The sequence below is a fragment of the Mesorhizobium sp. M5C.F.Ca.ET.164.01.1.1 genome (genome assembly GCF_004792125.1).
Classification (GTDB): domain Bacteria; phylum Pseudomonadota; class Alphaproteobacteria; order Rhizobiales; family Rhizobiaceae; genus Mesorhizobium; species Mesorhizobium wenxiniae.
The window spans coordinates 2776246-2801586 of the sequence record NZ_SRTG01000001.1 but is presented as its reverse complement, the minus strand read 5'-3'; the positions used below and the strand labels follow the sequence as shown (position 1 = coordinate 2801586).

The following is a 25341-nucleotide window of genomic DNA, read 5'->3' as shown; positions in this document are numbered from 1 at the left end:
GGCGGCGCGCTCGGCATTTGCTCTGGCGGCGTTGCTGCTCACCGGCGCGGTCTATATCTGCGCAGGCCTTCCGCCGATCGTCGGCGCTCTCAACGCGCCGCCCATACCAGGCCGCGACGAAATATCGTTCGCATCTGCGGCACCGCGAACTCCTTGGCGGCATGTCCGAGCGCGGAATAGAACACTCTTCCCTTGCCGTGCCGGCGCTTCCAGACGACCGGCATGACCACGCCTTCAATCCAGGACGCGTGCTCGCCGGAGAAGGTGGTGGTCGCCAGCACCTCATTCGATGGATCCACATGCATGTAGTACTGCTCAGAACGGTACGAGAAATCATCGATACCGTTCATGATCGGATCGTCGCGCCTGGTGATGTCGACCCGGTAGTCGATGATGTTGCCTGGGTGGGCCACCCACTGACCGCCGCACATGAACTGGTATTCCGTGGCCTCACGAAAGGCATCGCACATGCCGCCGTGATAGCCGCCAAGGCCGACACCGCCCTCGACTGCCTTTGTCAGGTTGAGCTCCTCGTTCTTCGCAAGCTTGGCCATCGTGTAGATCGGGACGATCAGGCTCAGATCGGCGATCGAAGGGTCGGCGAATATCTCGGTCGTGGTTTCGACGCGCACGCCAAACCCTTCCTCTTCGAGCATCGCCTTGACGACGCGCGCACCTTCTTCCGGCTCGTGTCCATCCCAGCCGCCCCATACGATCAGCGCTTGCCGCATATTCTTCTCCGTCAGTTGGTGCATGAAGACTGTCAGCAAGATGATCGATGAAACAAGAGCTGTACGAAATTAGTCGTCACGGGTTTGAGTTTGGCAGTTTGCGCAGCACAGCCCCAACGCCGCGGTAGCACGGTTCAGTGGATTGCCGCATTCTTCTAGCTGCGTGGCGCAGGCAGGTTGGCGACGCTCATGGCAACCGATACCAACAGCGCAAAAGCCATGCTTGATGCCGATAGGCTCGGCACTGCAAGGGTGGTGATCTGCCTTAGAACCACCGCCGCTCAGGTTCGGAACTCTTTGCAATCACAATTCCCAAGACAACACCGAGCACGCCGCCAAGCATCATCGCCGAAGATATTGTGCCTGGGTTCTGCTGGACAGTTTCAGTCATGGTGTGCGCCTGGCTACGCAATTGCCGGGCTGCGCGCGAGGCCCGTTCGGCGGCGCCGTCGTACCAGCCCTGTGCCTCCTCGGCGCGGTCGGAAAGGGTCCGATTTATTTTCGTGATCTCGCGGCGAAGCTCAGCGATCTGCTTCTTCATCGCCTCCTGGGCTTCGTTTGCCGCCTTTGAGGCGCCTGCGTTGTTAGCGGTTTCGGCCATTGGATCTCTCCCTTTGGTATCAAACAGGGGAACGGTCGCAGGCGCGCAGGGTTCCTTGTCTTGGAAAACAGCGCCGTTGATTGCGTTATCAAGCATTCCCCTGCACGCGCGTGTGGCGAGCGATGATCCTCTCCTCGTCGGTCGCGACGACGCGTATTTCGACCTTGCTGTCCGGTCGGCTTATGATCTCGGCATGAGAGCCATTGGATGGCTCGTCGATCGCCACGCCAAGCCAATGAAGCCTTTCGCATATTGCCTTGCGGACCGGCGCTGAGCGCTCGCCAATGCCGGCGGTGAACACGAGGCATTCGAGGCCGCCCAACGTGTTGGCGAGTGCGGCAACTTCCCTTGCGGCCCGGAAAGCAAAAAGTTCTACCGCTTCGCGGGCGTGGGGATCGTCGCTCGCTTCCAGCGTGCGCATGTCGCCCGAGATGCGGGATATTCCGAGCAGCCCGGATTCCTCATACAGCATGTGCTGCAGAGCCTCCCCCGCAATACCTCTCTCCAGGATGAAGTACAAAAGCACGCCCGGATCGATGGCGCCGCAACGCGTGCCCATAACCAGGCCGTCGAGCGCGGAAAAGCCCATCGTCGTATCGACGCTTCTTCCGTCGCGCATGGCGCACAGGCTCGCTCCGTTGCCGAGATGGGCGACGATTGTCCGCTTCGCCGCAAGAGCGGGCGCTATCTCCTTGAGCCGCCCGGCGATGTATTCGTAGGAGAGACCATGAAACCCGTAGCGGCGAATTCCGTCCTCATCAAATCTACGCGGTAGCGCGAAGCGGCTCACGATCGGATCGATCGTCTGATGGAAGGCTGTGTCGAAACATCCGACCTGCGGCAGATCCGGCCGCAGCGCCGCAAGTGTGCGGATCGGCGCGAGACTGCGAGGCTGATGCAGCGGAGCAAGCGGCGTCAGCCTGTCCAAGGCCTCGATTACGTCCGGCGTCAGACGGACGGGTTCGACGAACTCGCGCCCGCCATGCACGATGCGGTGTCCGGCGGAGACCAGTTTTCTGCCGCCAAGTTCGCTCTCGATCCAGTCGAGCAATGCGCCGATGCTGGCCTCGTACGCGTCTCCGGCAAGCGGCCGATCACACTGCACTGTTCCATCGGCCGCTTTCACGCTGAGCCTCGGCGCATCGCCCAGGTCCAGCGTACCACGCGAGACGAGTTGCAGTTCTGCGGAGGGTTCAACATCGTATAGTCCGAATTTGATGCTGGAGGAGCCGGCGTTCAGTGCAAGAATGGCGTGTCGCATCACTCGGCAACCTTCGTCGCACTGTTATCAGGCCAGTTCCACTTCTGAATTTCGGGCATGTCTTCGCCGTACTCGCGGACGTAAGCCTTGTGTTCCGCGAGCTTCCCGTGAAGTTCGGCGGCAAGATTTTTCGCCTGTTCGGCGAGACCTGGCACGTGTTTGATCGCGGCGAGCGCCAGGTTGAAACGGTCAAGTTCATTGAGCACAACCATGTCGAACGGCGTGGTGGTTGTACCTTCCTCGCGAAAACCGTGCACATGCATGTTGTCATGGTTGGCGCGTCGGTAGGTCAGCCGGTGGATAAGGTAGGGATAGCCGTGATAGGCGAAGATGACCGGCCTGGTTTTCGTGAACAGCGCGTCGAAATCCTCACCGGCAAGGCCATGCGGATGCTTTGAATTCGACTGCAGCGTCATCAGGTCGACCACATTGACGACGCGAATCTTCAGGTCCGGAAGCGCCGAACGCAAAATGTCGGTGGCAGCGAGCGTCTCCAGTGTCGGCACGTCGCCGGCGCAGGCCATCACCACATCCGGATCCTCGCCCTTCGCAACCGTTCCGGCCCATTCCCAGATCCCCGCCCCCGCGCTGCAGTGCGTTTCTGCATCTTCAACAGACAGCCATTGCGGCGCCGGCTGCTTGCCGGCGGTGATAACGTTGATGCGGTTGTAGGTTCTCATGCAATGGTCGGTGATCCAGAGCAGCGTGTTGGCATCCGGCGGGAAATAGAGCCTGACGGTATCGGCCTTCTTGTTGGCGACGAGATCGGCAAAGCCCGGATCCTGGTGGCTGAAGCCGTTGTGATCCTGCCGCCAGACATGAGAGGTCAGCAGATAATTGAGTGAAGCGATCGGCTTGCGCCAGGCAAGCTCGCGGGATGTCTTCAGCCATTTCGCATGCTGGTTGACCATGGAATCGACGATGTGAATGAACGCCTCGTAACAGGAAAACATGCCATGCCGGCCGGTCAGCAGATAGCCCTCCAGCCAACCCTGGCAGAGATGCTCGCTGAGCACTTCCATGACACGGCCGTCACGGGAGAGCTGGACGTCGTAGGGCTCGATCCGCTGCATCCAGACCCGGTCCGTAACCTCGAAGACGTCGTCAAGGCGGTTGGAGGACGTCTCATCCGGCCCCATCAGCCGGAAATTCCTGGCCTCCGCATTCAGGCGTATGACGTCGCGGAGATAGCTTCCGAGAATCCGCGTCGCCTCGGCTGTGGCACCTCCCGGACGCGCCACGTCGAGCGCCAGGCTTTTCCAATCGGGAAGCACGAGGTCGCGCTTCAGCAATCCGCCATTGGCATAGGGGGTTGCGCCCATGCGCTTTGACCCCGTTGGCGCAAGCGCCGCCAACTCTGGACGCAGATGCCCACTGTTGTCGAACAGCTTTTCCGGCTCATAGCTCCGCATCCAGTCTTCGAGGATCTTGCGGTGCGCCTCGTTGCCGCGCGCGTTCGACACCGGAACTTGATGCGAGCGCCAGAAATCCTCGACCTTCTTGCCGTCGACCTCCTTCGGTCCGGTCCACCCCTTCGGGCTGCGCAGCACGATCATCGGCCACAGCGGACGCTCTCCCTGCCAGCCCGACGCTCGGGCGCGCTTCTGGATGGAGCGGATTCTGTCCAGCGCAGTGTCCAGCTTCGTGGCCATCAACCGATGCATGGGAATCGGCTCGTGTCCTTCGACGAAAAGTGGCTCGTAGCCATAGCCGGCGAACAGGCCCCGCAATTCCACGTCATCCATGCGGGCAAGGATCGTCGGGTTGGCGATCTTGTAGCCGTTGAGATGCAGGATCGGCAGCACGGCGCCGTCGGATGCCGGGTTGAGGAACTTGTTGGAGTGCCATGCCGCCGCGAGCGGACCGGTCTCCGCTTCACCGTCGCCGACGACGCAGGCGACCACCAGATCAGGATTGTCGAAGGCTGCGCCGAAGGCATGGACCAGCGCATATCCCAGTTCTCCGCCTTCATGGATCGAGCCGGGCGTTTCCGGAGCAGCGTGGCTCGGCACTCCACCGGGGAAGGAGAATTGCCTGAAGAGTCTCCTCAGGCCGTCTTCGCCCTGGCCGATCTCAGGATAGATCTCGCTGTAGGTGCCCTCAAGCCACGTGTTCGCCACCATCGCCGGGCCGCCATGACCTGGGCCGCAGATAAACAGGACGTCGAGACCGCGTTCCCGGATAACGCGGTTCAGGTGGGCGTAGATGAAGTTGAGGCCAGGTGTCGTGCCCCAATGGCCGAGCAGCCGCGGCTTGACGTGCTCGGCTTTCAGGGGCTCGCGCAGCAGCGGATTGTCGAGCAGGTAGATCTGGCCGACCGAAATGTAGTTCGCGGCGCGCCAATAGCGATCCATGAGATTGACCTGATCAAGGCCTGTTGTCTGCGCAGTGGTCCGAGCCTCGTCGTTCATCGAAACGTCTCCAGAATGCGTTCGCCCGTCGATATCTGGAGTGAGATTGCCTCGGAGAAAGGATTTTCACGGAAATAAGTTCGGCTGGAGCCGCCATCCGCGCCTGCCAATCGCTCTTTTGCAGGAACCTGGAAGCTCGCCAACGGTTAAGGAGACGAGCCGCCGAAATGAGATCAAGCGCGAGCAGAGTGCACGCCGATCGAGGGATTGTCGCCGGGGAGCCGTTAGGCACGATTGGGGGACAATCAGTGCGGAGCACCGCCAGCCCGAAAGAGGAGCAAAAGATGCTCGATCTTCCCGATGCACGCGACCGAATGGTCGAAGTCCAGCTCAGCCGCCGAGGCATCCATGACCGCGAGGTGCTGGAAGCGATGCGTGAGGTTCCACGCGAGGCTTTCGTCGCACCTGGCTTTGAAGAATTCGCCTACGAGGATGGGCCGCTGCCGATCGCCGAAGGTCAGACGATATCGCAGCCCTACATCGTCGCCTTGATGATCGAGATGGCAGAGATCGGACCGGGCGACCATGTCCTGGAAGTTGGCACCGGCTCAGGGTACGCGGCTGCCGTGATGAGCCGGATCGTCGAACGCGTCTACACGATCGAACGCCACGCCGGGTTGGCCGAAACGGCGAGACAGCGGTTCGAAGAGCTTGGCTATGACAATATCGAAGTCCGCACCGGCGATGGCACTAAAGGCTGGCCCGACGCAGCGCCCTTCGACGCCATTCTGGTCGCCGCCGGCGGACCCGGTGCGCCGCTTGCCCTTCAGCAACAGCTCGACGTCGGCGGCAGGCTCGTGATCCCGGTCGGCGACGAACCGGATGATCAGCGCCTTCTCAAGGTCACCCGAACCGGCGCTGCAACTTACAGCGAGGAGGATTTCGGCGGCGTGCGGTTTGTCCCGCTCATCGGCGAACAGGGCTGGCCCGAGAGCGGCAGCCGTATTGCTGATCGTCGGTCCGGACGCGCACGCACGCGCAGCCTGCCGGAAATGATCGCGGCAGCGGCCGAACCGCTGCCGGATTTCGACGATCCGGCGTTCGGCGAATTGTTCGACCGGTTTGGCGACCGGCGCGTCGTCCTGCTCGGTGAAGCGAGCCACGGTACGTCGGAGTTCTACCGGGCCCGTGCGGCGATCACCCGCAGGCTTATCGAGAAGCACGGCTTCACCATCGTCGCGGTCGAAGCCGACTGGCCTGACGCAGCGGCGATCGACCGCTACGTCCGCCATCGGCCGCCGCGGGCCAACGCCGGTCCGCCGTTCCAGCGGTTTCCCACCTGGATGTGGCGCAACACCGACGTTGCCGCGTTTGTCGACTGGATGCGACAACACAATGAGCGGATCAGGATATCGTCCCGGCTGGCGGGCTTCTATGGCCTCGACATCTACAATATGAGCGGATCGATCGGCGCGGTTCTGCAATATCTCGATCGGGTCGATCCGCAGGCAGCAAAGATCGCGCGTGAACGCTATGGCTGCCTGACGCCTTGGCAACATGAACCATCCACCTACGGCCGTGTCGCGCTCACATCGGGCTACGAGAAATGCGAGCAGGCCGTGCTTGAACAATGCCGCGAACTGCTTGCCAAGCAGCTCGACTATGCGCAGCAGGACGGCGTTGATTTTCTGGATGCCACCCAGAATGCCCGGCTGATCGCTTCCGCGGAACGCTACTATCGGATTATGTACTATGGCGGCGCGCAGTCTTGGAACCTGCGCGACACCCATATGTTCGAGACACTCGAGCATCTGCTGGAAGCCCGCGGGCCGAACGCCAAGGCGGTCGTGTGGGCGCATAATTCCCACATCGGAGATGCACGCTATACCGAAATGGGAATTGTCAGGGACGAAGTAAACATCGGCCAGCTCTGCCGCCAGCGTTTCGGCGACGAGGCGGCCTTGATCGGGCTCAGTACGCATTCCGGGACAGTGGCCGCGGCCTCCGACTGGGACAGCGAGATGGAAATAAAGCAGGTGCGGCCTTCCCACAACGATAGCTACGAGCGGCTTTGCCATGATTGCGGCGTCTCGCGTTTCCTGCTCGACATCAAACGCGACGACGATCTTCGCGAGCGGCTTCTGGAGCGCCGGCTGGAGCGCTTCATCGGCGTGATTTATCGGCCGGAAACCGAACTGCGCAGCCATTACGCGGATGCGTCTCTTGCCCAGCAGTTTGACGCCTTCGCCTGGTTTGACGAAACCGTCGCGGTGACGCCGCTTGGGCCGGAGCATATGGGAACGGGCGTTCCCGACACCTATCCGTTCGGGCTTTAGCCGCCTCTCGGACAACGCCGCATCAAAGTGAGTTTCGGCGGAACATTCATCGCGCCCTGCTGTTTTCTACAACAGGACCCTTTTCGAAGGAGTTGTGCCATGAGCGGAACCAAACATCCAAAGTGGAAAAAGCCGAGCGATGCCGATCTGAGGAGCAATCCCGGTATCGGGACCTCCAAGGGCACGATCAAGGAAGGCGACGAACTCTTACTCGAAGGCGAAAACACGATCGAAGGCGATGTCGAGAACGACACCAACGCCCTTGGCGGGATCAATCCAAGGCAAAGGATGCGGACGAACAAGTAGCGTCGCTGCGTGTTACGAGGCACGGGTCAGGGAGGTGCGCGCATTTTATGATTGTCGCGGCGCGCAGGAGATGTGAAGCAAGCTTCGGAGAATATCCCATGACCGATCCTGATCCTGATCCGAACAATCCCGTGCCGATGCCGGATAATCCGAATCCTGAGCCTGTCCGGCCGCCTGCTCCGCCGGAAACTCCGCCGGATGAGCCTCCGGGCGTTCCTCCGCCTTCGCCCGATCCCGTTCCCAGCCCGCAAAGGCAGCCCGTCGAAATTCCTCCCGAGACACCATCCGAGATTCCGACGAAACCGACCTTCCCGGGTCCGACGGCCAGAGCATCGGGCCCAAGAGTTGAAACCCGGCTGTAGAACGACGCCGTCGCCGGCCATCCCAGGTTCTGGTCATTCCCCGATTTGGCTGGTCGAACGTTCGTTGAGCGTCCCGCCCGTTTGCGCATCGATCGCCGCCAGGCTGACCTCATAGCCCCACAGGGTCCGGATATGGCGGAGGGCGGCGTCGCGACTGGCCTCCTCCAGCATGATGCCGTTCTTCACCTTGTGCTCCAGCCGCAATTGTCGGTCACCGAGCAGATCCACATCCACCACTTGGATATCCGGCCGGCTCGCACCGATGTCGTAGTTCTGGGCGAGCCCCGCGCGAATCTTTTCGTAACCACGCTCATTGTGGATCGACGCGACTTCGTAATGCGGTTCGCTAGCGGCATCGGCGAGGATAAAGAACCGCCATTTCCGCATCAGGGCGGGGCTCAGATACTGGCGGATGAATGATTCGTCGCGATGGTTCGCCCACGCGTCGAGCAGGGTTTCGCGCCATTTGCCGTTGCCGGCGATATCGGGGAACCAGTCACGATCCTCGGCGGTCGGCTCAGTCGATATGCGTTGGATGTCCTGCATCATGTCGAGGCCCAAGGCATAAGGATTGATCCCGGAAAAACGCGGATCATCGAAGCCCGGCTGAAAGATCACGTTCGAATGGTTGCGCAGGATTTCCAGCATCGCACCTTCGCTGATCAGGCCGCGATCGAACAGCATGTTCATGAGTGTGTAGTGCACGAAAGTGGCGCAGCCTTCGTTCATCACCTGCGTTTGCCGCTGCGGATAGAAATATTGCGCGACGACGCGGACGATCCTGATGATTTCACGCTGCCAAGGCTCCAGGACCAGGCTGTTTTTTTCCAGGAAGTAGAGCAGGTTCTCCTCGGGCAGTTTGAGCGTTTTCTTCCGCTCTGCGATGCCGGCGTCCGTTTCCTTGGCCTTGGTCCCGTCCTTCGAAGGCGGGAGCGTGCGCCACAAATCGTTGTAAGACCGCTCTTCGTACTCCAGGCGCTCGCGAACGCCTTCACGCTGCCGCTCAGACGAGAGCTTCGGCGGTCGGCGGTATCTGAACACGCCCTGTTCCATCAGCGCGTGGGCAGCATCGAGGATCGCCTCCACCGCGGCGACGCCGTGCCGCTCCTCGCAACGGGCAATGTAACCCTTGGCGAAGTCCAGATAGCTCAGGATAGCGCTGGCATCCGTCCATTGCCGGAACAGATGATTGTTCTTGAAAAAATGATTGTGGCCAAGCGCTGCATGAGCTGTCACCAGGGCCTGCAGGGCCATGGTGTTTTCCTCCATCAGGTAGACGATGCAAGGATTGGAATTGATCACCAGTTCATAGGCGAGCCCCCGCCCGCCTTTGCGATAGAGCAATTCCTGGTAGAGAAAATGCTTGCCGAAGGACCAGTGGCGATACATCAGCGGCATGCCGACCGAGGAATAGGCGTCGAGCATCTGCTGGGACGAGATGATCTCCATCTGCACCGGATAGACGTCGAGGTGAAGCTCTTCGATCGCGAGCGCCTCGATCGCCTGGTAGGCGCGCGACAGTGTCTTGAAATCCCAGTCAGACCCTGAAAAGAGCAATCCTGATTTGCTGGTTTGGCCTGATTTGCTGGTTTGGCCGGACTTGCTGGTCTGGTTCGCCATCGGCTCCCCTCAAGCGCTTTTCTGGAAGACCGGCTGCCTGGCAAAGAGCTGGCGAAAGACCGGATAGATGTCGGCTGCGTTGGCGATACGGCTCATCTGGAAATTCGGCCATCTCTGGTTGACAGCGCTGTAGGCGCGCCACAGCGAGGTTCCATTGTCGGTGCTGCCGAAAATATGGCTCTCACGTTCGTCGATGATCTCGACATAGGCGAAATACTGGCACAGGCGCATGATCTGGCCGTCCATCAGGCCAATGCAGCGCTCGGAATCGGTGACGAAATTGTCGCCGTCCGATGCCTGGGCGGCATAGATGTTCCACTCGTTGCTGGGATAGCGTTGCTCGATGATGCGGCGCATCTCCTCGAGTGCCGTGGAAACGACCGTACCGCCGCTTTGCGTATTGTAGAAGAAGGTTTCCTCGTCCACCTCCTGCGCCTCGTGCGTATGGCGGATGAAGACGATTTCGGTGCGGTCGTAGCGCCGTTTCAGGAACAGGTGCAGCAGCACGAAGAAGCGCTTGGCCAGATCCTTCTCGCGTTCACCCATCGAGCCGGATACGTCCATGAGACAGAACATGACCGCATTGGCATTCGGCACGGGCTGGGGGTCGAAACGGTTGAAGCGGATGTCGACGGGATCGACATAGGCGATCCGCTTGCGGCGGCGCTCAAGTCGCTCGAGCTCTTCCCGCAACGCTGCGATGCGTTGGCGTACCGGCCCCGCGCTCGGGGGCTCTGCCTCCAGGATTGCGAGTTGCTCCGCAATCGCATCAAGCTCCTCCTGCTTCGGGCGCCTGAGCGCAATCCGGCGACCATGGCTGTTTCGCATCGTGCGCCCGACATTGATGTTGGTCGGCGAACCGGTCGCGGCGAACCCGGCGCGGCGCGGCTTGAAGGCAAGTATCTCCTTGAGGTTGAGCTTGACCATGTCGGGAAGTTCGAGATCCTCGAAGAAGAGGTCGAGCACCTCCTCGCGCGAGAGCACGAAACGAAAATCGTCCTCCGAGACCGTTTTCCCGGGAGACGAACCGCCGCCGCCCTGACCGGGCTTGGGAACCCGGTCGCCCGGGGCGAAATGCTTATTGCCCGGCAGGATGTGCTGCCGCCTGCCGCTGTCTTTCGCATCGCTGAAGCTCGGCTCGGCTGTGCCCCTCGCCGGCATCGAGACGGCGTGCTCGCTGTCGACATCAGCGATCTTGCCGGTACGAATCCGATCCCGGATGCTTCGCTTCAGCTCTTCGCGCGCACGCTTCAGGAAGCGCTGGCGGTTGCCGAGGCTCTTGTCCTTCGGGTTCAGTCGGCGATCGACAAAGATCGGCATGGAACCATCCCGGCCGGACTCAGCCCGCCTTGTTCACCCGCATGTACCAGTCCACCAGCCGGCGGACCTGACGTTCGGTGTAACCGCGTCCGACCATCCGATGCACGAACTCAGTATGCCGTTTCTCCGTTACGCTGTCCTGCTTGGAGCCGAAGCTGATCACCGGGAGCAGATCCTCGACTTGGCCGAACATCCGCTTCTCGATGACTTCGCGGAGCTTTTCATAGCTTGTCCATGAGGGATTGCGGCCATTGTTCCTCGCCCGGGCGCGCAACGTGAACTTCACGACCTCATTGCGGAAGTCCTTGGGATTGGCAATGCCGGCCGGCTTTTCGACTTGCGACAGTTCGTTGTCCAGTACCTCGCGATTGAGGATCTGGCCTGTATCGGGGTCTTTGTAGTCCTGATCCTCGATCCAGGCATCGGCGTAGGCGATGTAGCGGTCGAACAGGTTCTGGCCGTATTCGCTGTAGGATTCCAGATAGGCCTTCTGAATCTCATGGCCGATGAACTCGGCATAACGCGTCGCCAGTTCCGACTTTATGAAGTCGAGATAGGCAGCCTCCGTTTCCTTCGGGAACTGCTCGCGCTTGATAGCCTCCTCCAGAATGTACATCAGATGCACAGGATCGGCGGCCACTTCCTTGGTGTCGTAGTTGAATGTCTGCGACAGGATCTTGAAAGCAAAGCGCGTGCTGACGCCGGTCATGCCCTCGTCGACACCGGCGGCATCGCGGTATTCCTGAACCGACTTCGCCTTGGGATCTATGTCCTTGAGGTTCTCGCCGTCATAAACGCGCATCTTGGTGTAAAGCGGCGAGTTGTCGTGCTCGGCCAGACGGGTCGAGACGGTGAACCGGCTGAGAATGTCCAGCACCTCCGGTGCACAGGGACTGGAAGCCAACTCGCTTTCGCGCAGCAGCTTTTCGTAGATCTGCCTTTCTTCGGTGACCTGCAGGCAGTACGGCACCTTGACCACCAGGATGCGGTCGAGGAACGCCTCGTTGTTCTTGTTGTTCTTGAACTGCAGCCATTCCGACTCGTTGGAATGGGCTACGACGATGCCCTGATAAGGGAACGATCCGAAGTTCTCCGTACCGTTGTAGCTGCCTTCCTGGGTAGCGGTCAGCAACGGATGGAGGACTTTGATCGGCGCCTTGAACATCTCGACGAACTCAAGCAACCCTTGCGTGGTCCGGTTCAGGCCGCCGCTGTAGGAATAGGCGTCCGGATCGGATTGGCTGAAATTCTCGAGTTGTCGTATATCGACCTTGCCGACCAGGGCCGAAACGTCCTGGTTGTTCTCATCGCCCGGCTCGGTCTTGGCGATGCCGATCTGGCGCAGCCGCGAAGGCATCAGCTTCACGACGCTGAACTTGGAGATGTCGCCGGACAGTTCATCGAGGCGCTTGGCCGCCCACGGCGAGATCAGGCCGTTCAGCCGGCGCCGCGCGATGCCGTATTTGTCCTCCAAAAGGTCGCCCATGCGGTCAGGATTGAAAAGCCCTAGCGGCGATTCGAAAACCGGGCTGATCTGGCCGCCCACCTTCAGCGTATAGATCGGCCGCTGCTCCATCAGCTTCTTCAGCCGTTCGGCGAGCGAGGACTTACCGCCGCCGACAGGGCCAAGCAGATAGAGGATCTGCTTGCGTTCCTCGAGCCCTTGAGAGGCATAGCGGAAATAGCCGGCTATGCGCTCGATCGTGTCCTCCATGCCATAAAACTCGGAGAAGGTGGGATAGACCTTGATTGTCCTGTTGGCGAAAATGCGGCCGAGCCGCTCATCCATGCTGGTGTCGATCAGGGTAGGCTCGCCGATCGCCTCGACCATCCGTTCGGGCGCCGAGGCATACATCGATTTATCCTCGCGGCAGGCAAGGAGATATTGCTGGATGCTTATCTCCTCTTGCGCCGCATTCGTGTAAATCTCCGAAAACAGATCGAAGACGTCGGACTGGTTCTCGCGCATGGTATCCTCGCCCCGGCCGGTCTGGTTGCTGTCGCCCTTCATTCAACTATCGGAAAGCCTTTGTGGTTCCCTATCATCACGTAGTGCGTCTGCGACCGGATGTTAGGGGTCGAGACATATATAGTGAACGCCTGAAAGCCAGCCAGCGAATGGCCCGCACAATGGAACGTTTCCGAGGGATGTCCATTCTTCCATCAGCGCGTGCCGAGTGCAACACCCCGTCGCGGACAAGCTGTTTTTCTGGAGGAATGAACCAGGCCGCCTGCACTTAGCAGTTGAGTTGGCGGCGCACAGGTTATTCGGTGAAGAGAACCACAGTGCACTGTCCACCCCTGGACCGGAAGGGAGCAACGGTTTCGCTCCTTCTCGGCAACGAGGGAAAGGAGATGTTCCATGTTCGAGAACAGTATGTGGTTGATCGTCGTTGCTGGCGGTCCGCTACTGCTAGCAATCCTGATCGCTTACGCACTCCTCACGTGGCGCCGTCGGGGGCCTGCAGAGCGTAGAGAAAGCGATCGGGCCACTGAGCGACTGTATCGCGAGGAAAAGGACCGGCCGGGCCGAGGCAGCTGAGAACGGTATCGAGAGCTCAGACTTTTGTCTTGCTGCTGCTAAACTCCAACAATTTCGGGCCAAAGCGCCTGGATCTGCTTCTAACGCGTCTCTCACCTTGACCAAACTGGCCGACGTCGACATGCCTGGCGAGAACTTTGAACATGGATCTCGTCGCACCTCGGGACTAACGGGTCGAGTGGATTTCATCCCCTCGGCCACCCGCCGCAGGAAGTGCCATGATCTCGTCCAGCCAGAGGTTTGTCGTCTGCAGGGTTTTTGTCGAAACCTTCGAGCCGGTTGCGCTCATCGTCGCCTCCTTTCGCATGAGCAATCCCAAGGCTCTCCCCCAACATTCGCCCTAACACTAGCCCCAACACTAGCTATGACGGGCAAACGGGGATCGAGCGCAATTGTTTCGTCACTCGTTGAAAAATTGCCAAAATAGCAACGGCGAATGCAGCTAGTTCGAAAGCTCAGTTGCCCGGAACCTTCCGCCCCTCTCGCCGGTTTACGGCAGAGGGGTTGGAAATGGTTCAATATTTCAGCCTGTCCGCTGCGTCATTATCGCTCGCGAGCGGCTTTGCCGGCGTCTGGTCGGTACTTGAGCCCGCGGGAGCGGAAGCGCAGCAGATAGCCATACTGTTTTGGATAATGCTAAGTGGCGGTGCCGTCATCTGGCTGGGCGTGGTCGGTGTGCTTCTTCATTCAGCCCTATTCAACCGCCGCAGGCTGGCCGAAAAGTCTGCCAGCAGGATCATCCTTTGGGGCGGCGTGGTCTTCCCGTCGGTCACGCTTTGTGCCCTGCTCGCCTATGCACTGTGGCTGATGCCTGGCCTTCGGCCCTTCGCCCAGGCGAGCGCCGCCGGCCTGCGGATTGAAATCACCGGCAGGCAGTTCTGGTGGGAAGTTGTCTACCGCCCAGCTCAGGGACCGCCGGTCGCGTCCGCCAACGAGGTCAGGCTGCCGGTCGGCGAGCGCGTCGAATTCACCCTGAAAAGCGCCGATGTGATTCATTCCTTCTGGATCCCACCGCTCGGCGGCAAGATGGATATGATCCCCGGTCGCACCAACCGGCTTTCGCTTATGGCTACGAAACCCGGCATCTTCCGCGGGCCCTGTGCGGAATATTGCGGCACGTCTCACGCGCTGATGGCGTTCTCGGCCGTGGCGATGGAGCCCGAAGCATTCCGGTCCTGGCTCGCCGCCCAGGCAATTCCCGCGGAAGGCGCCGGCGCGAGCGGCGGCGCGCTGTTCCTGCGCCATGGCTGCGGGTCCTGCCATTTCGTCGCGGGCACCGATGCGCGCGGCCTGATCGGCCCGGATCTTTCGCATCTCGGTTCCCGCGCCACCGTCGGAGCCGGCATCCTGCCCAACACCGAAGACGCCGTCGCCCGCTTCATCGCCCGGTCCGAACTAATCAAACCCGGCTCCAGGATGCCGGCCTTCGACATGTTGCCGCCGGACGACATTCGCGCCATCGCCGCCTGGCTGAGAGGCCTGCAATGAGCGCTGCGATCAAGAAGCGGTCGCCGGAGGAATACAAGGCGCAGGAGGAGCGGCTGCGCGCCGTCTGGGCCAATCCGGCCGGCTGGCGCTACTGGACCTCGGTGAACAATTTCCAGATCGGCCTCTGGTACGGCTCGGCGGCTTTCGCCTTCATGCTGTTCGCCGGCGCGCTCGCGCTGCTGATGCGCCTGCAGCTCGCCGTGCCCGACAACGACTTCCTGTCGGCCGACTTCTTCAACCAGGCTTTCACCCTGCACGGTACGGTGATGATGTTCCTGTTCGCGGTGCCGATCTTCGAGGCAGTCGCGATCTTCCTCCTGCCGCCGATGCTGGGCGCGCGCGAGATGCCGTTTCCGCGCCTGGGGGCGTTCAGTTTTTTGAGCTTTTTCCTCGGCGGTATCTTCGTCTGCGGCTCCATCTTCTTCAACGCGGCGCCGTCGGCAGGCTGGTTCATGTATCCGCCGCTCGCCACCGACAAGGAGTTCTCCGGCATCGGCGCCGACATCTGGCTGCTCGGCCTTTCCTTCATCGAAGTCGCCTCGATCGCGGCCGCCGTCGAGCTCATCGTCGGCATCATGAAATGCCGCGCGCCGGGCATGCGTATCAACCTGATGCCGCTCTTCGCCTGGTACCTGTTGATCGTTGCTGGAATGATCCTGTTCGCCTTCCCGCCGCTGATCGCCGGCGACCTCCTGTTCGAGATGGAACGGATGTTCGACTGGCCGTTCTTCGACGCAGCGCGCGGCGGCGACCCGCTGCTGTGGCAGCATCTGTTCTGGATATTCGGCCATCCGGAAGTCTACATCATCTTCCTGCCGGCTATCGCGCTGATGGCGATGATCGTGCCGACTTTTTCCCAGCGTCCAATCGTCGGTTATTCCTGGATCGTGCTCGCGGCAGTGGGAACGGGATTCCTTTCTTTCGGCCTGTGGGTACACCACATGTTTGCGACAGGCCTGCCGCAGATCTCGCTGGCCTTCTTCTCGGCGGCTTCCGAGGCGGTGGCGATCCCGACGGGCGTGCAGATCTTCGTCTTTATCGCCACCATGCTGGCCGGCCGGGTGATCTTCTCGACCCCGATGCTGTTCGGCACCGGAGGACTTGCGATCTTCGTCATCGGCGGACTGACGGGCGTTATGGTGGCGCTCGCACCTTTCGACTGGCAGGCGCACGACACGTATTTTGTCGTCGCGCACCTCCATTATGTGCTGATCGGCGGCATGCTTTTTCCGGTAGTGGCCGGGCTCTACTACTATTACCCGCTGATCGACGCAAAGAAGCTCTCCGGCCGGTTGGGGCGGCTCGCCTTCTGGCTGATGTTCTGCGGCTTCAACATCGCCTTCTTCCCCATGCATTTGAGCGGCCTGCGCGGCATGCCCCGGCGCGTCTTCACCTATCCGGCCGAAATCGGCTGGGATTGGCTGAACCTGATCTCGACGGCCGGAGCCTTCATTTTCGCCGCGGGCATGCTGGTGGTTGTCTTCGACGTGCTCAGGCCGAAGCACCGGGAGCCGCGCGGCGAACTCAACCCGTGGAATGCCGGCACGCTGGAATGGATTTCCGAACCGGAGGAGAACTGGGGCGTCCGCTCGATACCCATCGTGCGCAGCCGCTATCCCCTCTGGGACCAGAAGGATCTTGCGCGCAAGGTCAATGAAGGCCGCTATTACCTGCCCGACGCGGAAGAGGGACGGCGCGAGGGACTGGTCACCTCCGTGCTCGACGCCGACCCGATCCAGGTGCTGCGCGTCGGCGGCACTTCCCATGTCACCATCGTCTCGGCCCTTTCGCTCGGAGCCGCCTTCATCGCGCTTACCTTCCACTGGTGGATCGCGACGGCGATGGCCGCAATCACCTGTTTTTGCGCCGTCATCTACTGGCTCTGGACGGGCACTGGCGAAATCCCCGAGAAGCCGGAAAAGGATGTCGGCCTGGGCCTCAGCCTGCCGCTTTATGCCTCCGGCCCCGATTCGGTCGGCTGGTGGGCGATGTTCATCACCATGGTGGGCGACGGCACGGCCTTCGCCAGCCTCGTCTTCGGCTATTTCTTCTACTGGACGATCCATGCCGACTTCACCGCGGGGATTGCCGGGCCTGATGCGATCTGGTCGCTGCTGGCTGCCATCCTGTTCGCTGCAGCGTGGGGCCTGATGGTGGCGGCCCGCATGTTCAACAGGCGCGGCGCCACGGCCACTGTGCGCGGCTTGCTGGTGCTGTCGCTGCTGACGACCGTTGCCGCGTGCGCCGCAGGCTTGGCCGCGCCGTGGTCTCCCGGCATGGACCCGACGCGCCACGTCTATCCCGCAATCGTGTGGATCCTCGTGATCTGGGTGCTCGCCCATGCCTCGCTCGGCACGGTAATGCAGGGCTATTGCCTGGCCCGCTCGCTGGCCGGCCGACTGACGCCGAAGCATGACATGGAGCTAAGCAATGTGGTGCTCTACTGGCATTTCCTGCTGGTCACCGCCGTCATCACCTTCGCCACCATTGGCCTCTTTCCGGCAGCGATGTGAGGCGGCGATGCGGCTCATCCCGAAAGAGATTGAAACGCTCTGGACGCTGTTTACCGCGCCCGTGGTGTGGGCTGCGCATTTCCTCGTTTGCTACATCGGCGCGGCGGTCTATTGCGCTAAGCCCGAGCTCGTCGGGCTGAGCTTCAGCGCTGTGCGCGCGGGCATCGCCGCCGCCACTCTGGTCGCCCTCTCGCTCATCGCGCTATCCGCATGGCTCGCCTGGCGGCAATGGGGCTTCGGCACAGACGATCCGCCGCATGACGATCCGACGAGACGCGACCGGACCCTGTTCCAGGGCTTTGCGACGCTGCTGCTCTCGGGTCTCAGCTTCATCGCCGTGATCTTCACCGCGATGCCCGCATTGTTCCTGACGGAGTGTATCCGGTGAGACGCGCCTGCCTCATCCTCGGTCTCCTCGTCCTCGCCCTGGTCTGGGTCGGACCGCTGCTCGATGCCTGGCGGGATTCGTTTTCGGCGCACATGCTGGCGCATATGGGAGTGGTAGCGATCGCTGCGCCGCTGATGGCGATTGGGATCCCGCTCCGCCCGAAACCAGATGCAAACCGGGCGTTCACCCTCGCCCTCCCCGCCTCTTTCGTCGAGCTTATCATTGTCTGGTCCTGGCACGCGCCGGCCTTGCGGACGCTGGCGCAAAGCTCGCTGTTTGCGACCGCCATCGAGCAGGCCACGTTCCTCGCCGCCGGGCTGTTCCTGTGGCTGGCCTGCCTGCCGCGCCGCGGTTCGGACATCACAGGCAATGCCGCCGGCGCCTTCGCCTTGCTTCTGACGTCCATCCATATGACCTTGCTCGGGGCGCTGCTGGCGCTGACCCCGAGGCCGCTTTACGGGACGGGCGAGATAAGCTGCTTCGGCGTCGCGCTTTCCGCGCAGCAGGATCAGGAACTTGGCGGCGTAATCATGCTTTTGGTCGGCGCGGCGGTCTATCTGGCCGGCGGCGTGACGCTTTTCGCGCGCTTGCTCGCCGCCCCGCCGCGGAAGGCGGTCTGATGCATATCAGTTGGAAGAAACTCGCCATCGCGCTTGCCATTCTGCCCTTCGTCGTGGTGCTGGCCGCCTGGATCGGCTTTTTCAACGTCGGTGCGTCAAGCGGCCACTGGAAGATCACGGAATGGTTTCTCCATTTCGCCATGCGATCGGCTGTGCGCACCTATGCGCTGGCGGTCGACGTTCCAGAAGCTCTGCCGCGTCATGCGATCCAGCCCGCCGCCGGACATTTCGCGCGCGGCTGCGCCATCTGTCACGGTGCGCCGGGGGAGCCGCGATCTCCTGTCGTCATGAGAATGCTGCCGCAGCCGCCTGACCTTGCCGGGGCCGTCGGCGAATGGTCCGACGCGGAACTTTTCCGCATCGTCAAGCACGGCGTGCGCTTCACCGGCATGCCGGCCTGGCCGACGCAGGAACGCGACGACGAGGTCTGGGCGATGGTAGCCTTCCTGCGCGAACTGCCGTCGATGGGCGAAGCCACCTACCGTGACCTCGCCTATGGAGCAAGGCTTGCGCCCCCTGAAAGCGCTGCCGCTACCCTACGGCAGGCGCTCGCGGATTGCGGCCGCTGCCACGGTGGGGACGGCATCGGGCGCGGTCCTGCGATCCCCGTTCTCGCCGGGCAGAGCGAGGCCTATCTCCTTGAAAGCCTGCGTGCCTATGCCGAGGAAGGTCGGGCAAGCGGCTTGATGAGCCTGCCCGCCATTGCGGCAGGGCCTCAATCCTGGCCGGATCTGGCCAAGCATTTCGCCGCCCTGCCGACGATGCACCCCGGCGGCGAGGGCGATCCAGCACTTGTCCGGCGCGGCAGGGAAATCGCCGAGAGGGGTATCAAGGAGGCCGGCGTGCCAGCCTGTCTCGGCTGTCACGGACGACAGGACCGCAGCCCGCTCTATCCCTCCATCGCCGGCCAGCCCGAGCGCTATATCGAGGCGCAGCTTGGGCTGTTCAGGGCGGGAAAGCGGGGTGGGACGCGCTTCGGCCATCTCATGGCCAATGCCGCGAAGGGTCTCACGGACGACGACGTCCGCGCGCTTGCGGCCTACTTCGCACTATCCGCCGCTCCATCCGCAACCGGAACGCGATAAGCGCGTTTGCGTTCTTTCGACGTTTTCGAGGTTCTGGTGAAAAAGTTGCTTGCCACCCTTCTCGTGCTGATCGTTCTTTTCGTCGTCGCCGGCGGAGCGGTCTTCTTTCTGTCGCGCGAAGAGGCGACGGTTCCGATCGCCGAGACCTATGGCCCCAACCCGACCCTGTCGGAGCCCAATCCGACTTGGCTGCCGACTGTCCATGTCGCCAAGGCCGCGCCATGGCCGCAGGGCACGAAGCCGACGGCGGCCCAGGGATTTGCAGTCAACGAGTTTGCCGGCGGGCTCGACCATCCGCGCTGGCTATACCTGCTGCCAAACGGCGACGTGCTGGTGGCCGAGAGCAATGCCCCGCCCAAGCCGGACGAGGGCTTCAGAATACGCAGCATACGCAGCTTCTTCATAGAGAGCTTACGCAGCATACGCCGCTTCTTCATAGACCTCTTCCAGACCCAGGCCGGCGCGCAAACGTCTAGCGCCAATCGCATCTCGTTGCTGCGCGATCAGGATGGCGACGGAGTGGCGGAAACCAAAACGGCCTTTCTCACCGGGCTGTTCTCGCCATTCGGCATGACGCTACTTAACGGCAAGCTCTACGTCGCCAACGCCAATGCAATTGTGGCCTTTCCCTACCAGGAGGGCGCGACCGAGATCACCGCACCGGCGGAGAAGATCGTCGACCTGCCTGCGGGGAGGAACCACCACTGGACCAAGGACATGACCGCGTCGCAGGACGGCACGAAGCTCTATGCGACGGTCGGATCCAATTCCAATGTCGGCGAGAACGGCTTGGAGGAAGAGGAGAACCGCGCCGCAGTGCTGGAAATCGACCTCGCCTCGAAGCAGTCGCGTCTCTTCGCCTCCGGGCTGCGCAATCCGAACGGCCTGTCCTGGAATCCGGAAAGCGGCGAACTCTGGGTCGCCGTCAACGAGCGCGACGAGATCGGCAGCGACCTCGTGCCGGACTACATGACTTCAGTGAAGGATGGCGGCTTCTACGGCTGGCCTTACAGCTACTACGGCCAGCATGTCGATAATCGCGTCAAGCCGCAGCGGCCCGACCTCGTCGCCCAGGCGATCAAGCCGGACTATGCGCTCGGGGCGCACACGGCTTCATTGGGACTGACCTTCAACACGGGCGACCTGTTCGGTCCTCAATACAGGAATGGCGCGTTCGTCGGCCAGCATGGCTCGTGGAATCGCAAGCCGCGCAGCGGCTACAAGGTGATTTTCGTACCGTTTGCCGGCGGCAAGCCCTCCGGCCCGCCTCAGGACATCCTCACCGGCTTCCTGAGCGAGGACGACAAGGCCTTTGGCCGTCCTGTCGGAGTGGCGATAGACCGGCGCGGCGCCCTGCTGGTGGCGGATGATGTCGGCAACAAGGTCTGGCGGGTCGTTCCATCTCAGACGCAATCGGCACTTTGAGCGGTTCTGCTGCCCGGCGAAGTGATGAGGGGGCGATAATACTCGCACACACGGCGTTCCGGGGCCGTCAAGCCGAAATCAAGCTGTCGGTAGCCCGCGTACATGCCGGACCCTCTGACGCATACGATCGGCAAGAGAAGCGAGCGAGCCTTGCGCCGTGCGCGTCCCAAGAACGGATTGCAGGACAACACCCTGGGTGGCGAATTTGTGCTTGAACGACTCTGCGCCGCACAGGAAATCGACCGTGCCCAAGCCGTGATCGATCGACCACCGTATGTAGTCCATCATCAGGATCATGCCGGGCGACGCCTGGCTGAAATCCGGATCGAAAGTGGTCACGAAGGCCATCATGGTGTGGTGCTGGACGAAGTTGATGGAGACTGCGACCATCGCGCCATTGCATTCAAGTACGAAAATGTGCAGCACGCCGGCGCGCGCCAGCGCCTCGACGAGTGCGGCGAGTACTGGCGCTCCCTCTTCGAAAAGTTGGGATTCACGCTTGCGCTCCACCAGCCATCTGCGCTTCAGGGCAGAGAGGCGGTCCAGTACGGGCTGCAGCGGCTCGTCTGGCGCAAGCAGGCGAAATTTCATTTCCCCGGATTCTTCCAGCGTCTTGACGCCGCGCCGATAGTTCTGCCGCGTCTTTTTCGATTGCTCCGCGAACCACGCGGCTCCGCTCTCCCATTGTCCGGCGACGCGATAGCTGACTTCCTCTCTGTGATTGGGGCGAAGCCTGATCCCGCCGGAGGTATCCGGAGCGAAAATTTTGCGGACCGCCGCACCCGGCAAGAGATGATTGAGAAAGGCAATATCGAAGCCACCGGCTCCACAGATCCGGGCCCATACGTCCTGCAGCGCCGATGAGGAGCATTCCGGAGCAACGAGAATATCCCCGTAATCGGTATAGCTGCCGGCCGCCCATTCGAGAAACCGCAGGCCTTTGCGCTTGCCGATCGCCATGGGAAAGACGGCAACGAGCCTGTCACCATTCCAGACCAGGCCGATCCGCAGCGCGCGCTGGTCACGGTCCGCTACGGTATTCCACCATGCCGAAATCCAGGCATGGCTCTGAAAGACCAACCCATCGGTGCGATGCCAAAGATGCATCCAATCTGCCTCGATCGCAGCCAGGCGATCCGCCGAGCGGACAACTTCCAGGCGCTCTGCGCTCGAAGCGTCAATCGAAACAATGGTGTTCATGAAGGGGAACGATCCTGTGGCTGTGCGATGACATCGGGACGCCCCTGGAACAGTCGGACGACATGCCCTCCCATCTTCTTGAGCGGCAGGATGTAAAGCCCAAAGAGCGACTGATAGTCACGCACATCGCGATCTATGAGGCCGAATTTGAGGTCTTCATCCGGATCCGGGACAAACTGCGTCCCGAACAGGCGATCCCAGAACGAAAACAGCAGGCCAAAATTCTTGTCGTAGTGGCGAGGGTCGATGCTGTGGTGCACCTGGTGCCAGTGCGGACACAAGATGATGTTGTTCAAAGGGCCGAAGGATATCTTGAAATGGGTATGGCGAACAAAGTCCATCATCAGGATGTTGCGAATGACGTAGACGTTGATGCCGAAGATAGCGATCTCTACAGGATCGAGCGCGATCAGGCTCCAGATGCCGAAGCATATCCCCGGGATGACGCCATCCCAGATACGGTTCATCAGGTCGTCCAGCGGATGAACCCGATCCTTGGTGATTCCCACCATCACCTCGGCCGAATGATGCACTTTGTGCAATTCCCACAGGAACGGGAAGTGGTGTTGGGCGACATGGTAGAGATAATACGAAATGTCGTAGGCGATCAGCATGGTTGCGGTGAAGATGACGATCGTGATCGGTCCGGCCGGGCCGTCGATGAGCGGCGCCTGGATATCAAAGAGCCAGCCGATTGCCTGGTGCGTCCCATAGCCGACGGCGGCAACGAAGGTGACGCCGGCAGGGATGAGCAGGAAAGGCATTATCGCGCGTTTGGTGACCCAAAATAGGACATCCGCTCGCGCCGACGGATGCAGGATGACTTCTGCCGGGAAAGCGAAATCGAAAAAGTCCCTCAGGGATTTATGCTCGACAGTCCGCCAGTAAGCGACCACCGCGCTCCCCAGTGCCGTGAAAAACAGGAGGCCGAGCGTCAGCAGATTGAGGTTCGAAAGCTTTTCCACAATCACTCTGGCGAATTCAGAAAACATCGGTGCAGTGGCTCCCGAGCCGTAAGATGGCGTTCCGACGAATTGCGAAGCAAAAAACTTGCCAAACCCACTGCATGTTGCCCGCAACCAGGTGGCTATTGCGGCTGCAACGAGCAAAAGCATGCCGGATTTGCGCCAGACTAGCAGTTCAACCGTAACAAAACGCTAAATGTCGGAACGTAATTAATCTCGAATACGGCCGGAACAGCGGATGGCCCGCTCTGCTGCTGCGCCGGTCGCTATCGTTGCGACGGTGGGATTGCCGCGAGGTGGATCTTAATTCCGTCTTCGCCCACTTCGCCGTGCCAGGCGATGCGTTCGGCTGGCTGCCTGGCGCCAAAACGCGGTGAAACCCAGCCGCCCTGCCCCGGTGCGTCGCCGCCGGCGCGGATGTCGACCGCAGCGTCCGGAAAACGAATGGTCATCAGCGGCTCGTCGCCGCGCAGCACTATAATCGTGCTTCCGTCTCGGTTGGTGCCGAGACCGGCTGCGAGTTGAAAGACGACCTCGGCCACGCGCCTGCCGCCGAGCAGTTGGTCGGTCACGACGATCCCGTCGGCCTGGTGCGTCACGGTGCGCTGATGCACGACACCGAAGCGGCTTCTATACCCGTCATGCCGGGCGCGCAGCTTCCAGTGCGTTCCCGGCTCGCTCTCCACCAATGCCGCAACCGCCTTGTGCGACCAGTTGAACATCCCGGCGATGATGCTTTGGCTTTTGCCCTCGATATTCAGCGTGTTATGCGCCGGTGTCGAGCGGAACCAGTCGCGCCAGACGCCTCCCGAACCGTAGAGCCAGGTGCCGGGGTCGACCAGCACCGGCTCGCCATCGATGCACAAGGTGAGCGACAGCGCGTCGGCATGGCCGTGAGCCGCTATCGAGAGATAGCCGAGAGGGCCGTGGTCGAACGTCAGATCGATGCTGCGGCCATTCATCTCACCGCGCCAGACGGAGAGCCCGCCTTGCGTGAACGTTTGCAGCCCATGCGACGACGGTGCCGGTTCCGACGGCCTGCCAAAGAAAAGCGCCCGAAAATCGTGTGGCGCCGCCGCGTTGCCCGGCATCTGTAAAAAGCCACGGATGGCGGCGGCGACGGATCGGACATAGTCCGGCTCGTCCCCAAGCGTCAGCACGCGACCTTCATCGTTGTCGCCAAAGCCGGCAGCTGGGGAGAGCCAAGCGACGAAATTGGCAAATGCGGCCAGACGCGCTTCGACGGGCGAGGGAAACGGCGTTCCGGCCTGGCGTGCCGCAGCGGCGCACAGCAAAATTAGTTCGGCGGTGAAGGCCGCATATGTCGGGGTCTGCTCGGCACCGGCGCCATCGGCGAGAATCTGCTTGCGCGCCTCAGCCAGGAGGGCGCCGCGGACAGCGTTGGATTCGGTCCCCAACGCCAGGCCGATCAGATACTCGCCAGCCAGTTCTGCGACGAGATGATTGTTGGCGGACGAAAATCGAGAAGGGAACCGCGGCAGCCAATAGGCGCTTGCCGCCAGTATTTCACCCACTTGCTGCCGTGTCGCCGCGCCTAATCGGTCGCCGACCAGGTCCATGGCGACAATCAGGCTGATGGCTCGCAGCGCTACTTCGATGCCGGAGGCCCAGCAAACCCCTCGAAACGGCGGATTGGCTGAATGCCAGCTGTCGATCGCCGCCTCTATGGCCATCCGGGACTGGTCGTCGCCGGCGAGAAGCAGGTGGGCGCCCAGTGGCGGCAACTGCTGCAGCCGGTTGATCTCCCAAACGTATTTTACATCGCCGCGGCCGCCGCCATGGCGAAAATCGATATCGAAAGTATGGGCCTCGGGACCCGGCCAAAGCCTGCCGGTCACCGGATCAAGGCGCCAAAGCTCGGGAGGAAACAGCCGATCGGGATCGCGCCGTGGCCATGTCCGCCCAAGTGCGGAAAACTGGCCACCAAGCGTGTTTTGCGCCGCCGCCGCTATGGCTTGCCGTTGCTCCGGTGTCGCAGCCAGCGCGGCGTCGCGCAATCCACGCAGCACCGGGTGCAACTGGGGCGAAGCATATCGCTCCCAGCCGTCGTCGCGGCGGCGCGAAGCGATCCTTCGACGCTGCTCGCCCAGCCGGTGCAACACCTCGGCCGGCTCCATGCTGCGCAACCGGTTGATGTACCAGCCGACTCTCATACGCGCTCCGCCAAGGTTTCGATTCTTATATACCATGCTGTCGAAAAGCCGCA

19 protein-coding genes are annotated in these 25341 nt (G+C 61.6%); 8 read left to right on the top strand and 11 right to left on the bottom strand.

Annotated elements, in window-relative coordinates:
• Positions 1-89: 89 nt before the first annotated feature.
• The 4 genes from EN807_RS13720 to EN807_RS13705 all read right to left on the bottom strand — a co-directional run bounded on the left by EN807_RS13720 (position 90) and on the right by EN807_RS13705 (position 5004).
• The gene (locus EN807_RS13720; protein WP_127313814.1) at positions 90-731 is read right to left on the bottom strand and encodes a ThuA domain-containing protein; all 642 of its coding nucleotides are present in this window, start codon (positions 729-731) and stop codon (positions 90-92) included.
• Positions 732-996: 265 nt separating this feature from the next.
• Positions 997-1428: a hypothetical protein gene (locus EN807_RS13715; protein WP_135935292.1), complete on the bottom strand. Its 432-nt coding sequence runs from the start codon at positions 1426-1428 to the stop codon at positions 997-999.
• The gene (locus EN807_RS13710) at positions 1421-2593 is read right to left on the bottom strand and encodes an acetate/propionate family kinase (protein WP_164783619.1); all 1173 of its coding nucleotides are present in this window, start codon (positions 2591-2593) and stop codon (positions 1421-1423) included. The genes EN807_RS13715 and EN807_RS13710 overlap by 8 nt, the downstream gene beginning before the upstream one ends.
• Positions 2593-5004, bottom strand: coding sequence for a phosphoketolase family protein (locus tag EN807_RS13705; protein ID WP_135935291.1), 2412 nt, complete (start codon positions 5002-5004; stop codon positions 2593-2595). Before EN807_RS13705 ends, EN807_RS13710 begins: the two co-directional genes overlap by 1 nt.
• A gap of 284 nt (positions 5005-5288) precedes the next feature.
• On the opposite strand from EN807_RS13705, the gene EN807_RS13700 reads away from it, so the two are divergent.
• Both EN807_RS13700 and EN807_RS13695 read left to right on the top strand, forming a co-directional pair.
• On the top strand, positions 5289-7280 hold the full coding sequence (locus EN807_RS13700; protein ID WP_135935290.1) for a protein-L-isoaspartate(D-aspartate) O-methyltransferase: 1992 nt from the start codon (positions 5289-5291) through the stop codon (positions 7278-7280).
• 99 nt (positions 7281-7379) lie between these two features.
• The gene (locus tag EN807_RS13695) at positions 7380-7586 is read left to right on the top strand and encodes a hypothetical protein (RefSeq protein ID WP_127313819.1); all 207 of its coding nucleotides are present in this window, start codon (positions 7380-7382) and stop codon (positions 7584-7586) included.
• A gap of 395 nt (positions 7587-7981) precedes the next feature.
• Here the strand turns inward: EN807_RS13695 and EN807_RS13690 are convergent, their stop codons facing one another.
• From EN807_RS13690 to EN807_RS37410, 4 genes are all read right to left on the bottom strand, one after another.
• Positions 7982-9568, bottom strand: a complete 1587-nt coding sequence (locus EN807_RS13690; protein WP_135935289.1) for a SpoVR family protein — start codon at positions 9566-9568, stop codon at positions 7982-7984.
• Between the two features lie 9 nt (positions 9569-9577).
• Positions 9578-10888 carry a YeaH/YhbH family protein gene (locus EN807_RS13685; protein ID WP_135935288.1) on the bottom strand — a complete coding sequence of 437 codons (1311 nt, stop codon included), beginning with the start codon at positions 10886-10888 and terminating at the stop codon, positions 9578-9580.
• Between the two features lie 19 nt (positions 10889-10907).
• On the bottom strand, positions 10908-12857 hold the full coding sequence (locus tag EN807_RS13680; RefSeq protein ID WP_127313889.1) for a PrkA family serine protein kinase: 1950 nt from the start codon (positions 12855-12857) through the stop codon (positions 10908-10910).
• A gap of 739 nt (positions 12858-13596) precedes the next feature.
• Positions 13597-13719 carry a hypothetical protein gene (locus EN807_RS37410; protein WP_281405196.1) on the bottom strand — a complete coding sequence of 41 codons (123 nt, stop codon included), beginning with the start codon at positions 13717-13719 and terminating at the stop codon, positions 13597-13599.
• Positions 13720-13940: 221 nt separating this feature from the next.
• On the opposite strand from EN807_RS37410, the gene coxB reads away from it, so the two are divergent.
• The 6 genes from coxB (at position 13941) to EN807_RS13640 (ending at position 20949) form a co-directional block, all read left to right on the top strand.
• Positions 13941-14918, top strand: a complete 978-nt coding sequence (gene coxB, locus EN807_RS13665) for a cytochrome c oxidase subunit II (protein ID WP_135935286.1) — start codon at positions 13941-13943, stop codon at positions 14916-14918.
• Positions 14915-17431 carry a cytochrome c oxidase subunit I gene (ctaD, locus tag EN807_RS13660; protein WP_135935285.1) on the top strand — a complete coding sequence of 839 codons (2517 nt, stop codon included), beginning with the start codon at positions 14915-14917 and terminating at the stop codon, positions 17429-17431. The genes coxB and ctaD overlap by 4 nt, the downstream gene beginning before the upstream one ends.
• A 7-nt stretch (positions 17432-17438) precedes the next feature.
• Entirely contained in the window at positions 17439-17819 is a 381-nt protein-coding gene (locus EN807_RS13655; protein ID WP_135935284.1) for a hypothetical protein, read from the top strand.
• On the top strand, positions 17816-18439 hold the full coding sequence (locus EN807_RS13650) for a cytochrome c oxidase assembly protein (protein ID WP_189522407.1): 624 nt from the start codon (positions 17816-17818) through the stop codon (positions 18437-18439). Before EN807_RS13655 ends, EN807_RS13650 begins: the two co-directional genes overlap by 4 nt.
• Complete coding sequence (locus EN807_RS13645) at positions 18439-19524, top strand: c-type cytochrome (protein WP_189522406.1); 1086 nt, start codon at positions 18439-18441, stop codon at positions 19522-19524. Before EN807_RS13650 ends, EN807_RS13645 begins: the two co-directional genes overlap by 1 nt.
• Before the next feature lie 108 nt (positions 19525-19632).
• On the top strand, positions 19633-20949 hold the full coding sequence (locus EN807_RS13640) for a sorbosone dehydrogenase family protein (RefSeq protein ID WP_246684151.1): 1317 nt from the start codon (positions 19633-19635) through the stop codon (positions 20947-20949).
• A 78-nt stretch (positions 20950-21027) separates the two neighbouring features.
• Here EN807_RS13640 and EN807_RS13635 read toward each other — a convergent pair whose 3' ends face one another.
• The 3 genes from EN807_RS13635 to EN807_RS13625 all read right to left on the bottom strand — a co-directional run bounded on the left by EN807_RS13635 (position 21028) and on the right by EN807_RS13625 (position 25288).
• Positions 21028-21909 carry a GNAT family N-acetyltransferase gene (locus EN807_RS13635; RefSeq protein ID WP_246684084.1) on the bottom strand — a complete coding sequence of 294 codons (882 nt, stop codon included), beginning with the start codon at positions 21907-21909 and terminating at the stop codon, positions 21028-21030.
• A 236-nt stretch (positions 21910-22145) separates the two neighbouring features.
• Complete coding sequence (locus tag EN807_RS13630) at positions 22146-23141, bottom strand: sterol desaturase family protein (RefSeq protein ID WP_135935280.1); 996 nt, start codon at positions 23139-23141, stop codon at positions 22146-22148.
• A 239-nt stretch (positions 23142-23380) separates the two neighbouring features.
• Positions 23381-25288 (bottom strand): heparinase II/III-family protein, encoded by a 1908-nt coding sequence (locus EN807_RS13625; RefSeq protein WP_135935279.1) that lies wholly within the window; start codon positions 25286-25288, stop codon positions 23381-23383.
• Between the last annotated feature and the right edge of the window lie 53 nt (positions 25289-25341).